The sequence below is a fragment of the Serratia plymuthica NBRC 102599 genome (assembly GCF_001590925.1).
GTDB lineage: Bacteria > Pseudomonadota > Gammaproteobacteria > Enterobacterales > Enterobacteriaceae > Serratia > Serratia plymuthica.
The window spans coordinates 17,103-30,611 of the sequence record NZ_BCTU01000043.1 but is presented as its reverse complement, the minus strand read 5'-3'; the positions used below and the strand labels follow the sequence as shown (position 1 = coordinate 30,611).

Below are 13,509 nucleotides of genomic sequence, written 5' to 3'. Positions count from 1 at the left end.
CATTTGACGCGACACGCGGTAAAAGGGCATCATTTGATGCCCTTTTTCTACGCTGTGAACTAGAACCTATCTCATCAGCGATTTTGCAGTCATAATCATTGGTGAGATGGGCTCTTAAACCGTATTGACTGAGATACGTCATAGCGTAAAACACCGAAATGCTGCCGAAGCAGCATCTGATCGGTTTGGTTTGCCTTGCGGTGTGAGGCAAAGTTGTCTGTTCTGAATTCATTGTGACAGGTTGGTTTATGAGTGCGAATACCGAGGCTCAAGGGAGCGGGCGCGGCCTGGAAGCGGCTAAGTGGCTGATCGTCGCCGTTCTGTTGGTTGTGGCTATTGTCGGTAATTATTACTACCGTGATTTCAGTCTGCCATTACGTGCGCTGGCTGTTGTAGTGGTTATCGCCGTTGCAGGCGCAATAGCGCTGATGACCACCAAAGGCAAAGCTACCGTTGCGTTTGCGCGCGAAGCGCGTACTGAAGTGCGCAAAGTGATTTGGCCAACTCGTCAGGAAACGCTACATACCACGTTGATCGTTGCCGCGGTAACTGCCGTGATGTCGCTGATTCTGTGGGGGCTGGATGGTATTCTGGTCCGTCTGGTATCGTTTATTACTGGCCTGAGGTTCTAAAATGTCTGAAGCTCCAAAAAAACGTTGGTACGTCGTTCAGGCGTTTTCCGGTTTTGAAGGTCGCGTTGCGCAATCGCTGCGTGAACATATCAAACTGCACGATATGGAAGAGCTGTTCGGCGAAGTGATGGTCCCTACGGAAGAAGTTGTTGAAATCCGTGGTGGTCAACGTCGTAAAAGCGAGCGCAAATTCTTCCCGGGCTATGTGTTGGTTCAGATGGTGATGAATGACGCCAGCTGGCACTTGGTGCGCAGTGTTCCACGCGTAATGGGTTTCATCGGCGGCACCTCTGACCGTCCGGCACCGATCAGCGATAAAGAAGTCGATGCAATTATGAACCGCCTGCAGCAGGTTGGTGATAAGCCGCGTCCTAAAACGCTGTTCGAACCGGGTGAACTGGTCCGCGTTAACGATGGTCCATTCGCTGACTTCAACGGTGTTGTTGAAGAAGTGGACTACGAGAAGAGTCGCCTGAAAGTTTCTGTTTCCATCTTTGGGCGTGCAACGCCGGTGGAACTGGATTTTGCTCAGGTTGAAAAAGGCTGATCAATTAATCAGCAATAAGTGGCTTTTGCCGCTTGTCAGAGGCGCGAAATTGAACTATAATTTCGCGCCTTTTGTTTTTATAGGCCTTGCTCATTGAGCGGGGTGAAACACGGGGAGCCTCTTGTGAGGCGTTATTACCCAAACCGAGGAATTGTAAATGGCCAAGAAAGTACAAGCCTACGTTAAGCTGCAAGTTGCAGCCGGTATGGCGAACCCAAGTCCGCCAGTTGGTCCAGCTCTGGGTCAGCAAGGCGTTAACATCATGGAATTCTGTAAGGCGTTCAATGCTAAGACTGACAGCGTTGAGAAAGGTCTGCCGATTCCGGTTGTTATTACTGTTTATTCTGACCGCTCCTTCACTTTCGTTACCAAAACCCCGCCAGCAGCAGTTCTGCTGAAAAAAGCGGCTGGTATCAAGTCTGGTTCAGGCAAGCCGAACAAAGACAAAGTAGGTAAAGTGACTAGTGCTCAGGTACGTGAAATCGCAGAAACCAAAGCTGCGGACATGACTGGTTCCAACGTTGAAGCGATGACTCGCTCCATCGAAGGTACTGCTCGTTCCATGGGCCTGGTAGTGGAGGATTAAGAAATGGCTAAGCTGACCAAGCGCATGCGCGTGATCCGTGACAAAGTTGATGCTACTAAACAGTATGACATCACCGAAGCTGTTGCTCTGCTGAAAGAGCTGGCCACTGCTAAATTCGTAGAAAGCGTTGACGTTGCTGTTAACCTCGGCATCGACGCTCGTAAATCTGACCAAAACGTTCGTGGCGCTACCGTTCTGCCAAACGGCACCGGTCGTTCCGTTCGCGTTGCCGTATTTGCCCAAGGCCCTAACGCTGAAGCAGCTAAAGCTGCTGGCGCAGAGCTGGTAGGTATGGAAGATCTGGCAGACCAGATCAAGAAAGGCGAAATGAACTTCGACGTTGTTATTGCTTCTCCAGATGCAATGCGCGTTGTTGGTCAACTGGGCCAGATCCTGGGTCCACGTGGCCTGATGCCAAACCCGAAAGTGGGTACCGTTACTCCGAACGTTGCTGAAGCAGTGAAAAACGCTAAAGCAGGCCAGGTTCGTTACCGTAACGATAAAAACGGCATCATCCATACCACTATCGGTAAGGTTGATTTCGAGTCAGACAAGCTGAAAGAAAACCTGGAAGCTCTGCTGGTTGCGCTGAAAAAGGCAAAACCATCTCAGGCTAAAGGCGTGTACATCAAGAAAGTTAGCCTCTCCACCACCATGGGTGCTGGCGTTGCTATCGATCAAAGCGGCCTGACTGCTGTAGCGAACTAATCGCCTTGCGATTATCGCTTTGACTTGGGGTTAAGATTTGTCTAGAATCTTATCCCCCAAGGTTTCGCTATTGGTAATGGCCATCAGCGGAACAAAGATTTTTCGGTTGGAGCCTGGCCTATCCAGGCCTCCGTCCAAGACCGCAGGTGTATCGAAAGATACTTAATCCTTCCTGCGTAGACGGTGACAGAGCCTAAAGAAAATTTTAAATTGTCTTTGCTGGATTCTGCTCACCGTGTTTGAACGCTTTCACCGAGTGATTTATCACCAGGTGTAGAGTGATGTGAGTGCCGGGATTTCCCCCGGCTAAATCCAGGAGCAAAAAGCTAATGGCATTAAATCTTCAAGACAAACAAGCGATTGTTGCTGAAGTCAACGAAGTAGCCAAAGGCGCGCTGTCTGCGGTTGTTGCGGATTCCCGTGGCGTTACCGTTGATAAAATGACTGAACTGCGTAAAGCAGGTCGTGAAGCTGGCGTTTACATGCGTGTTGTTCGTAACACCCTGATGCGTCGCGTAGTTGAAGGCACTCCGTTCGAATGCCTGAAAGACACGTTTGTCGGTCCTACCTTGATTGCATTTTCTCATGAACACCCGGGCGCTGCTGCTCGTCTGTTCAAAGATTTCGCGAAAGCGAATGCAAAGTTCGAGATTAAAGCTGCGGCCTTTGAAGGTGAGCTGATCCCTGCGGCACAAATTGACCGCTTGGCAACTCTGCCTACTTACGATGAAGCAATCGCACGCCTGATGGCAACCATGAAAGAAGCCGCTGCTGGCAAATTGGTTCGCACTCTGGCTGCACTGCGCGATCAGAAAGAAGCGGCATAAGCCCTCTCTCTTATCCGTTGCTTACGTATTTAAACTATTTCTGAATTTTAGGAACTTTTGTTATGTCTATCACTAAAGACCAAATTATCGAAGGCGTTGCAGCTCTGTCTGTAATGGAAATCGTTGAACTGATCGCCGCTATGGAAGAGAAGTTCGGTGTTTCTGCTGCTGCTGTAGCTGCAGGTCCTGCTGCTGCTGCTGAAGTTGTTGAAGAAAAAACTGAATTCGACGTTGTTCTGTCTGCTATCGGCGGCAACAAGGTTGCAGTTATCAAAGCAGTACGTGGCGCAACCGGTCTGGGCCTGAAAGAAGCCAAAGACCTGGTAGAATCTGCTCCAGCAGTACTGAAAGAAGGCATCAGCAAAGACGACGCTGAAGCACTGAAAAAAGCTCTGGAAGAAGCTGGCGCTTCTGTTGAAGTTAAGTAAGTTTAACTTCTCAGAGTGCAGTCTGACTTAACAGACTGATGGCTGGTGACTTTTTGGTCGCCAGCCTTTTTGCGCTGTAGGGCGTCAGTAGAGTTTCACACTGTTTGGCTACTGGCTAACCCCAATATTTCTTTCTATCGACGACTTAATATATTGCCCTCCCTGCAGCAGCCGAATCTGCCGCATAGCGCGATGAAATGATTTAAGCGTGATAGAAACGAGTATTGCGGAAAGTGTTCCCGCTTTCCGATCCACAAAATGGTGTTGCATGAACCGTCCTCTATCCGGACGGACAGATTGGGTCACTGATCAGCGAGCTGAGGAACCCTATGGTTTACTCCTATACCGAGAAAAAACGTATTCGTAAGGATTTTGGTAAGCGTCCACAAGTTCTGGACATACCATATCTCCTTTCTATCCAGCTTGACTCGTTCCAGAAGTTTATCGAGCAAGACCCAGAAGGGCAGTACGGCCTTGAAGCCGCATTCCGTTCTGTTTTCCCTATCCAGAGCTACAGTGGCAATTCGGAGCTGCAATACGTTAGCTACCGTCTTGGTGAGCCGGTGTTCGACGTCAAAGAGTGCCAGATCCGTGGTGTGACGTATTCTGCACCGCTGCGCGTAAAACTGCGCCTGGTAATCTATGAGCGCGAAGCTCCGGAAGGTACGGTCAAAGACATCAAGGAACAAGAAGTCTATATGGGCGAAATTCCGCTCATGACCGAAAACGGTACCTTTGTGATCAACGGTACTGAGAGGGTTATCGTATCTCAGCTTCACCGTAGTCCTGGCGTATTCTTTGACAGCGATAAGGGTAAAACCCACTCCTCGGGTAAAGTGCTGTACAACGCACGTATCATCCCTTACCGCGGTTCATGGTTGGATTTCGAGTTTGACCCGAAAGACAACCTGTTCGTGCGTATTGACCGTCGCCGTAAACTGCCTGCGACCATCATTCTGCGCGCACTGCAATTCACCACTGAGCAGATCCTTGACCTGTTCTTTGCGAAAGTTGTGTTCGAGATCCGTGATAACAAGCTGCAGATGGAGCTGGTTCCAGAACGTCTGCGTGGTGAAACTGCTTCGTTTGATATCGAAGCCAACGGCAAGATCTACATTGAGAAAGGCCGTCGTATCACCGCTCGTCATATCCGTCAGCTCGAAAAAGACGAAATTCAGAGTATTGAAGTACCGGTTGAGTACATTGCGGGCAAAGTGGTCGCGAAGGACTATATCGATACCAATACCGGTGAGCTGATCTGCGCAGCCAACATGGAGCTGTCGCTGGATTTGCTGGCCAAACTGAGCCAGTCAGGCCACAAACGTATTGAAACGCTGTTCACCAACGATCTGGATCACGGTGCGTATATCTCTGAGACTCTACGTGTCGACCCAACCAGCGATCGTCTGAGCGCACTGGTAGAAATCTACCGCATGATGCGCCCTGGTGAGCCGCCAACGCGCGAAGCTGCCGAAAGCCTGTTCGAGAACCTGTTCTTCTCTGAAGACCGCTACGATCTGTCTGCGGTTGGCCGTATGAAGTTCAACCGTTCTCTGCTGCGCGACGAGATCGAAGGTTCGGGTATCCTGAGCAAAGACGACATCATTGAAGTGATGAAGAAGCTCATCGATATCCGTAACGGTAAAGGCGAAGTGGACGATATCGACCACTTGGGCAACCGTCGTATCCGTTCCGTCGGCGAAATGGCTGAGAACCAGTTCCGTGTAGGCCTGGTGCGTGTTGAGCGTGCGGTTAAAGAACGTCTGTCCCTGGGCGATCTGGACACCCTGATGCCTCAGGACATGATCAACGCCAAGCCGATTTCGGCTGCGGTGAAAGAGTTCTTCGGCTCCAGCCAGCTGTCTCAATTTATGGACCAGAACAACCCGTTGTCCGAGATTACGCACAAACGTCGTATCTCTGCATTGGGCCCAGGCGGTCTGACCCGTGAACGCGCCGGCTTCGAAGTTCGAGACGTACACCCGACTCACTATGGTCGCGTGTGTCCAATCGAAACGCCGGAAGGTCCAAACATCGGTCTGATCAACTCCTTGTCCGTGTACGCACAGACCAACGAGTATGGCTTCCTGGAAACCCCGTACCGCCGCGTGCGTGACGGTCTGGTTACCGATGAAATCAACTACCTGTCTGCTATTGAAGAAGGCAACTTCGTTATCGCTCAGGCGAACTCCAACCTGGATGATGACGGCCGCTTCGAAGAAGACCTGGTCACCTGTCGTAGCAAAGGCGAATCAAGCCTGTTTAGCCGCGATCAGGTTGACTATATGGACGTATCGACCCAGCAGGTTGTCTCCGTTGGTGCTTCACTGATTCCATTCCTGGAACACGATGACGCCAACCGTGCATTGATGGGTGCGAACATGCAACGTCAGGCGGTTCCGACTCTGCGTGCTGACAAGCCGCTGGTAGGTACCGGTATGGAGCGTGCGGTTGCGGTTGACTCCGGTGTTACTGCCGTAGCCAAACGTGGCGGCGTGATCCAGTACGTGGATGCTTCCCGTATCGTTATCAAAGTTAACGAAGACGAGATGCTCGCGGGCGAAGCAGGTATCGATATTTATAACCTGACCAAGTACACCCGTTCTAACCAGAACACCTGCATCAACCAGATGCCGTGTGTGAACCTGGGTGAGCCAATCGAGCGCGGCGACGTGCTGGCAGATGGCCCGTCCACGGATCTGGGTGAACTGGCGCTGGGCCAGAACATGCGCGTGGCGTTCATGCCGTGGAACGGCTACAACTTCGAAGACTCCATCTTGGTGTCCGAGCGTGTGGTTCAGGAAGATCGCTTCACGACCATCCACATCCAGGAACTGGCGTGCGTGTCTCGCGACACCAAGTTGGGGCCTGAAGAGATCACTGCCGACATCCCTAACGTGGGTGAAGCTGCGCTCTCCAAACTGGATGAATCCGGTATCGTGTATATCGGTGCTGAAGTGACCGGTGGCGACATTCTGGTAGGTAAGGTAACGCCGAAAGGTGAAACCCAGCTGACGCCAGAAGAGAAGCTGCTGCGCGCGATCTTCGGTGAGAAAGCGTCTGACGTTAAAGACTCTTCTCTGCGTGTACCAAACGGCGTTTCCGGTACGGTTATCGACGTGCAGGTCTTCACCCGCGATGGCGTGGACAAAGACAAGCGTGCGTTGGAAATCGAAGAAATGCAGCTGAAGCAGGCGAAGAAAGACCTGACTGAAGAACTGCAGATCCTGGAAGCTGGCCTGTTTGCACGTATCCATGCGGTGCTGGTTGCCGGTGGCGTTGAAGCTGAGAAGCTGAGCAAGCTGCCACGCGATCGCTGGCTGGAACTGGGCCTGACCGACGAAGAGAAGCAAAACCAGCTGGAACAGCTGGCAGAGCAGTACGACGAGCTGAAATCCGACTTCGAGAAGAAGCTGGACGCCAAGCGTCGTAAGATCACCCAAGGCGACGATCTGGCACCAGGCGTGCTGAAAATCGTTAAGGTTTATCTGGCCGTTAAGCGTCAGATTCAACCGGGTGACAAGATGGCAGGCCGCCACGGTAACAAGGGTGTTATCTCCAAGATCAACCCGATCGAAGATATGCCTTACGATGAAAACGGCACGCCGGTTGACATCGTACTGAACCCGCTGGGCGTACCATCACGTATGAACATCGGTCAGATCCTGGAAACCCACCTGGGTATGGCTGCGAAAGGCATTGGTGAGAAGATCAACCAAATGCTGAAGCAGCATCAGGAAGTGGCCAAGCTGCGTGAGTTCATTCAGAAGGCTTACGATCTGGGCGACAATGTCTGCCAGAAAGTTGACCTGAACACTTTCACCGACGACGAAGTATTGCGTCTGGCAGAGAACCTGAAAAAAGGTATGCCAATCGCCACGCCGGTGTTTGATGGTGCGAAAGAGAGTGAAATCAAGCAACTGCTGGAAATGGGCGGAATCCCAACCTCTGGTCAGATTACGCTGTTCGATGGCCGTACCGGTGAGCAGTTCGAGCGCCAGGTTACCGTTGGCTATATGTACATGCTGAAACTGAACCACTTGGTTGACGATAAAATGCACGCCCGTTCAACCGGTTCGTACAGCTTGGTTACTCAGCAGCCGCTGGGTGGTAAGGCGCAGTTCGGTGGTCAACGCTTTGGTGAGATGGAAGTGTGGGCACTGGAAGCATACGGCGCAGCTTATACCCTGCAGGAAATGCTCACCGTTAAGTCGGATGACGTTAACGGCCGTACCAAGATGTACAAAAACATCGTGGATGGCGATCACCGCATGGAACCAGGCATGCCGGAGTCCTTCAACGTACTGTTGAAAGAAATCCGCTCGCTCGGTATCAACATCGAACTGGAAGACGAGTAATCGTTTTTCCGGCTCAGGCTCCCGGCCTTAGGGAGCCTGAGGGTGGTTGTTCAGGTCACACGGGCGCGCGATTTGTCAGCGTGCGCCCAACAGGTTTAACTCCGACAGGAGCCAATCCGTGAAAGACTTATTGAAGTTTCTGAAAGCGCAAACTAAGACCGAAGAGTTTGATGCGATCAAGATTGCTCTGGCATCGCCAGATATGATCCGTTCGTGGTCGTTCGGTGAAGTTAAGAAGCCGGAAACCATTAACTACCGTACGTTCAAACCAGAACGTGACGGCCTTTTCTGCGCCCGTATCTTTGGGCCGGTAAAAGACTATGAGTGCCTGTGCGGTAAGTACAAGCGCTTAAAACACCGCGGCGTGATCTGTGAGAAGTGCGGCGTTGAAGTGACCCAGACCAAAGTGCGCCGTGAGCGCATGGGCCACATCGAGCTGGCTTCACCGACTGCGCACATCTGGTTCCTGAAATCGCTGCCTTCGCGCATCGGTTTGCTGCTGGATATGCCGCTGCGTGACATCGAACGTGTACTGTACTTCGAATCCTATGTGGTTGTTGAAGGCGGTATGACCAACCTCGAGCGTCGTCAGATCCTGACTGAAGAGCAGTATCTGGATGCGCTGGAAGAGTTCGGTGACGAATTCGACGCCAAGATGGGTGCGGAAGCCATTCAGGCCCTGTTGAAAAACATGGATCTGGAAGCGGAATGCGAGCAGCTGCGTGAAGAGCTGAACGAAACCAACTCCGAAACCAAGCGTAAGAAGCTGACCAAGCGTATCAAGCTGCTGGAAGCGTTCGTACAGTCTGGCAACAAGCCAGAGTGGATGATCCTGACCGTGCTGCCGGTACTGCCACCGGATCTGCGTCCGCTGGTTCCGCTGGATGGTGGTCGTTTCGCGACTTCAGATCTGAACGATCTGTACCGCCGCGTAATCAACCGTAACAACCGTCTGAAACGCCTGCTGGATCTGGCTGCGCCTGACATCATCGTGCGCAACGAAAAGCGTATGCTGCAAGAAGCGGTAGATGCCCTGCTGGATAACGGCCGTCGCGGTCGTGCGATCACCGGTTCCAACAAACGTCCTCTGAAATCTTTGGCCGATATGATCAAAGGTAAGCAAGGTCGTTTCCGTCAGAACCTGTTGGGTAAACGTGTTGACTACTCCGGTCGTTCTGTAATCACCGTAGGTCCATACCTGCGTCTGCATCAGTGCGGTCTGCCTAAGAAAATGGCGCTGGAGCTGTTCAAACCGTTCATCTACGGCAAGCTGGAACTGCGTGGCTTGGCCACCACCATCAAAGCCGCCAAGAAAATGGTTGAGCGCGAAGAAGCTGTCGTTTGGGACATCCTCGACGAAGTTATCCGCGAACACCCGGTATTGCTGAACCGTGCACCAACCCTGCACCGTTTGGGTATCCAGGCGTTTGAACCGGTTCTGATCGAAGGCAAGGCAATCCAGCTGCACCCGCTGGTTTGTGCGGCATACAACGCCGACTTCGATGGTGACCAAATGGCTGTACACGTACCGCTGACGCTGGAAGCCCAGCTGGAAGCGCGTGCGTTGATGATGTCTACCAACAACATCCTGTCACCTGCGAACGGCGAGCCAATCATCGTTCCTTCTCAGGACGTTGTACTGGGTCTGTACTACATGACCCGTGACTGTGTTAACGCCAAAGGCGAAGGCATGGTGCTGAGCGGCCCGAAAGAAGCTGAGCGTATTTATCGCGCCGGTCTGGCCTCTCTGCATGCGCGTGTCAAAGTGCGTATCACCGAAGAGATCAAAAACACCGAAGGCGAGTCTGTACACCAGACTTCGATCATCGACACTACCGTTGGTCGCGCCATCCTGTGGATGATCGTGCCAAAAGGTCTGCCGTACTCGATCGTTAACCAGCCTTTGGGCAAGAAAGCGATCTCCAAGATGCTGAACACCTGTTACCGCATCCTGGGCCTGAAGCCGACCGTTATCTTTGCTGACCAGATCATGTACACCGGTTTTGCCTATGCAGCCCGTTCAGGTGCTTCAGTAGGTATCGATGACATGGTTATCCCAGCCAAGAAAGCGGAGATCATCGAAGAAGCGGAAACCGAAGTTGCCGAGATCCAGGAGCAGTTCCAGTCTGGTTTGGTAACCGCCGGTGAACGTTACAACAAAGTGATCGATATCTGGGCTGCGGCGAACGAACGTGTTGCTAAAGCGATGGTGGAAAACCTGTCGGTTGAAGACGTGGTTAACCGTGACGGCGTTGTGGAACAGCAAGTTTCCTTCAACAGCATCTTTATGATGGCCGACTCCGGTGCGCGTGGTTCCGCCGCTCAGATTCGTCAGCTGGCCGGTATGCGTGGTCTGATGGCGAAGCCGGACGGTTCCATCATCGAAACGCCAATCACCGCGAACTTCCGTGAAGGTCTGAACGTACTCCAGTACTTCATCTCCACTCACGGTGCTCGTAAAGGTTTGGCGGATACCGCACTGAAAACGGCTAACTCCGGTTATCTGACCCGTCGTCTGGTTGACGTGGCGCAGGATCTGGTGGTTACCGAAGACGACTGTGGCACTCACAACGGCATCACGATGACTCCGGTTATCGAAGGTGGCGACGTTAAAGAGCCACTGCGTGAACGCGTTCTGGGCCGTGTAACTGCAGAAGATGTCATCAAGCCGGGTACGGCGGACATTCTGGTTCCACGCAACACGCTGCTGCATGAGAAGACCTGTGACCTGTTGGAAGAGAACTCTGTCGACAGCGTTAAAGTCCGTTCCGTAGTTAGCTGTGAAACCGACTTTGGTGTGTGTGCAAACTGCTATGGTCGCGACCTGGCACGTGGTCACATCATCAACAAAGGCGAAGCTATCGGCGTTATCGCGGCACAGTCAATCGGTGAGCCGGGTACACAGCTGACGATGCGTACGTTCCACATCGGTGGTGCGGCATCTCGTGCGGCTGCTGAATCCAGCATCCAGGTGAAAAACAAGGGTACTCTGAAGCTGAGCAATGTGAAGTTCGTTATGAACGCCACAGGCAAGCTGGTGATCACCTCTCGTAACACCGAACTGAAGTTGATCGACGAATTCGGCCGTACCAAAGAACGCTATAAAGTGCCTTACGGTTCTGTCATGGGCAAAGGTGACGGTGCAGAAGTTAACGGCGGCGAAACCGTTGCTAACTGGGATCCGCACACCATGCCAGTTATCACCGAAGTGAGTGGTTTCATCCGCTTCGCTGATATGGTTGACGGCCAGACCATTACTCGCCAGACCGACGAACTGACCGGTTTGTCTTCTCTGGTCGTTCTGGACAGCGCAGAGCGTACCGGTAGCGGTAAAGACCTGCGTCCGGCACTGAAAATCGTTGATGCCAAAGGCGACGACGTATTGATCCCAGGTACTGATATGCCTGCTCAATACTTCCTGCCGGGTAAAGCGATTGTGCAGTTGGAAGACGGCATTCAGATCGGTGCGGGTGATACCCTGGCGCGTATTCCTCAGGAATCCGGCGGTACCAAGGATATTACCGGTGGTCTGCCACGCGTTGCGGATCTGTTCGAAGCACGTCGTCCGAAAGAGCCGGCAATCCTGGCTGAAATCAGCGGGATTATCTCGTTCGGTAAAGAGACCAAAGGCAAACGTCGCCTGGTAATCTCTCCGCTGGACGGCAGCGACGCATACGAAGAGATGATTCCAAAATGGCGTCAGCTCAACGTGTTTGAAGGCGAAATTGTGGAGCGTGGCGACGTTGTTTCTGACGGCCCAGAGTCTCCGCACGACATTCTGCGTCTGCGTGGTGTGCATGCGGTTACCCGCTACATCACCAACGAAGTGCAGGAAGTTTACCGTCTGCAAGGCGTTAAGATTAACGATAAACACATCGAAGTTATCGTTCGTCAGATGCTGCGTAAAGGCACCATCGTTAGTGCTGGTAGCACCGAGTTCCTGGAAGGCGAGCAGGCTGAAGTGTCTCGCGTTAAGATTGCCAACCGTCAACTTGCTGCTGCAGGCAAAATCGAGGCAACCTTCTCACGCGATCTGCTGGGTATCACCAAGGCTTCCTTGGCGACCGAGTCCTTCATCTCCGCAGCATCGTTCCAGGAAACGACGCGCGTTCTGACCGAAGCGGCTGTTGCCGGTAAGCGTGATGAACTGCGCGGCCTGAAAGAGAACGTCATCGTGGGCCGTCTGATCCCAGCCGGTACCGGTTACGCTTATCACCAGGATCGTATGCGCCGTAAAGCACAGGGTGAAGTGCCGGTTGTTCCGCAGGTAAGCGCGGAAGAAGCGACAGCTAACCTGGCTGAATTGCTGAACGCTGGTAACCTGGGCGGTAACGACGAGTAATCGTTGATATGCTCTGGGGTCCGGTATGCCGGACCTTGCCAGATAAACCGCTCCTTCGGGGGCGGTTTTTTTTTACTTGCTACAAAGGCTGACAAGTTTTGCAACTATGGAAAAAGTATACATAATGAGTAAATTGCTTATGTGTCTAACCTGCTAAGGATAGTGAAAATATGGACAGCCTTCTCACCTTCGAAAAACTCACCGAGAAACACCTGCCTTATCTTTATGAGATCAGATTCTCTGTCGAAGAGAATCTTCTTCACCCGCACCAAATTCAATACCTCCAGCGAAAACAGGCGTTGGAAGATATCAATCAGGGAGGAGGATGGATTTGTAAGTACGGTAGCGATTATGCTGGTGTTGGTTTAGGTCTTTTTATTCCGGATCCACTGATAGGTGGGTTGTTTGTTAAACCGGAATATCAGTCGAAAGGTATTGGCTCCCAGTTGCTGAGTTTTGTGACCGGGTGGATGTTCGATAATGGCGCAGACGAAATCCACCTAACCACAGATCCTGGTTCCAAGGCTGAGGCGTTTTATCAGCGGCGTGGCTGGGTTGCCATTGGCAAGGATGAATTTGGGCAGGCAGAGCTGGTTAAACATAAAGGCGATAAATAATGAAAATCAAAGGACTGATAGCATTATTTCTGACTTCTCTTTTTAGCGTTCCGCTTTATGCGGGCGTTGACTATTTTTATCTTAAAAAGAGCGATGGCGAGAAGGTCAAGATTACGCTGCAGGCGTTAGAGGCGATGCCATCCTCTTCGATTAAAACCTCGACCAACTTCACACCTGAGGCCGTTTTTACCGGTGTTGAGTTCACCTCGTTGGCAAAAGAATATGGGCTGACGGGAAACAATGTTCGCGCTTTTGCATGGGATGATTATTCATATTCAATGCCAGCCGCCGAGCTATCTAAATATAAAGTCATTATCGCTTATAAGAAAAATGGTGAGCTCATGGATGTTTCGGAGTTGGGGCCGTTTGCGATTATCTATCCTCGCGATAGCTACCCAGAGTTGAACAACATTGATGTGAACGCAAAAACCGTTTGGCAAATAAAAATGCTAGAGGTTAAGTGA

The 13,509-nt window shown here is 51.9% G+C and carries 10 protein-coding genes; all 10 read left to right on the top strand.

The features are described from left to right. The first annotated feature begins 248 nt into the window (after nt 1-248). The 10 genes from secE (at nt 249) to SPL01S_RS23240 (ending at nt 13,509) form a co-directional block, all read left to right on the top strand. The gene (gene secE / locus SPL01S_RS23285; protein ID WP_006323134.1) at nt 249-632 is read left to right on the top strand and encodes a preprotein translocase subunit SecE; all 384 of its coding nucleotides are present in this window, start codon (nt 249-251) and stop codon (nt 630-632) included. A gap of 1 nt (nt 633) precedes the next feature. Then, complete coding sequence (gene nusG, locus SPL01S_RS23280) at nt 634-1,179, top strand: transcription termination/antitermination protein NusG (protein WP_004953928.1); 546 nt, start codon at nt 634-636, stop codon at nt 1,177-1,179. Between the two features lie 157 nt (nt 1,180-1,336). Beyond that, complete coding sequence (gene rplK, locus SPL01S_RS23275) at nt 1,337-1,765, top strand: 50S ribosomal protein L11 (RefSeq protein ID WP_006323135.1); 429 nt, start codon at nt 1,337-1,339, stop codon at nt 1,763-1,765. A gap of 3 nt (nt 1,766-1,768) precedes the next feature. After that, nucleotides 1,769-2,473, top strand: coding sequence for a 50S ribosomal protein L1 (gene rplA, locus SPL01S_RS23270; protein ID WP_012004742.1), 705 nt, complete (start codon nt 1,769-1,771; stop codon nt 2,471-2,473). A 329-nt stretch (nt 2,474-2,802) separates the two neighbouring features. Then, nucleotides 2,803-3,300: a 50S ribosomal protein L10 gene (gene rplJ, locus SPL01S_RS23265; protein WP_006323136.1), complete on the top strand. Its 498-nt coding sequence runs from the start codon at nt 2,803-2,805 to the stop codon at nt 3,298-3,300. A gap of 62 nt (nt 3,301-3,362) precedes the next feature. After that, nucleotides 3,363-3,728 (top strand): 50S ribosomal protein L7/L12, encoded by a 366-nt coding sequence (gene rplL / locus SPL01S_RS23260; protein ID WP_006323137.1) that lies wholly within the window; start codon nt 3,363-3,365, stop codon nt 3,726-3,728. A gap of 329 nt (nt 3,729-4,057) precedes the next feature. Beyond that, entirely contained in the window at nt 4,058-8,086 is a 4,029-nt protein-coding gene (gene rpoB, locus SPL01S_RS23255; RefSeq protein ID WP_004953940.1) for a DNA-directed RNA polymerase subunit beta, read from the top strand. Nucleotides 8,087-8,204: 118 nt separating this feature from the next. Then, entirely contained in the window at nt 8,205-12,428 is a 4,224-nt protein-coding gene (gene rpoC / locus SPL01S_RS23250) for a DNA-directed RNA polymerase subunit beta' (RefSeq protein ID WP_063203045.1), read from the top strand. Between the two features lie 170 nt (nt 12,429-12,598). Further along, complete coding sequence (locus SPL01S_RS23245) at nt 12,599-13,045, top strand: GNAT family N-acetyltransferase (protein ID WP_013811128.1); 447 nt, start codon at nt 12,599-12,601, stop codon at nt 13,043-13,045. Continuing rightward, nucleotides 13,045-13,509, top strand: coding sequence for a putative pterin-binding protein (locus tag SPL01S_RS23240; protein ID WP_063203043.1), 465 nt, complete (start codon nt 13,045-13,047; stop codon nt 13,507-13,509). The genes SPL01S_RS23245 and SPL01S_RS23240 overlap by 1 nt, the downstream gene beginning before the upstream one ends.

What these genes read in the sequence shown, in the direction of transcription:
- secE (WP_006323134.1), top strand. Translation starts at nt 249, where the DNA reads ATGAGTGCGAATACCGAGGCTCAAGGGAGCGGGCGCGGCCTGGAAGCG.
- nusG (WP_004953928.1), top strand. Translation starts at nt 634, where the DNA reads ATGTCTGAAGCTCCAAAAAAACGTTGGTACGTCGTTCAGGCGTTTTCC.
- rplK (WP_006323135.1), top strand. Translation starts at nt 1,337, where the DNA reads ATGGCCAAGAAAGTACAAGCCTACGTTAAGCTGCAAGTTGCAGCCGGT.
- rplA (WP_012004742.1), top strand. Translation starts at nt 1,769, where the DNA reads ATGGCTAAGCTGACCAAGCGCATGCGCGTGATCCGTGACAAAGTTGAT.
- rplJ (WP_006323136.1), top strand. Translation starts at nt 2,803, where the DNA reads ATGGCATTAAATCTTCAAGACAAACAAGCGATTGTTGCTGAAGTCAAC.
- rplL (WP_006323137.1), top strand. Translation starts at nt 3,363, where the DNA reads ATGTCTATCACTAAAGACCAAATTATCGAAGGCGTTGCAGCTCTGTCT.
- rpoB (WP_004953940.1), top strand. Translation starts at nt 4,058, where the DNA reads ATGGTTTACTCCTATACCGAGAAAAAACGTATTCGTAAGGATTTTGGT.
- SPL01S_RS23245 (WP_013811128.1), top strand. Translation starts at nt 12,599, where the DNA reads ATGGACAGCCTTCTCACCTTCGAAAAACTCACCGAGAAACACCTGCCT.
- SPL01S_RS23240 (WP_063203043.1), top strand. Translation starts at nt 13,045, where the DNA reads ATGAAAATCAAAGGACTGATAGCATTATTTCTGACTTCTCTTTTTAGC.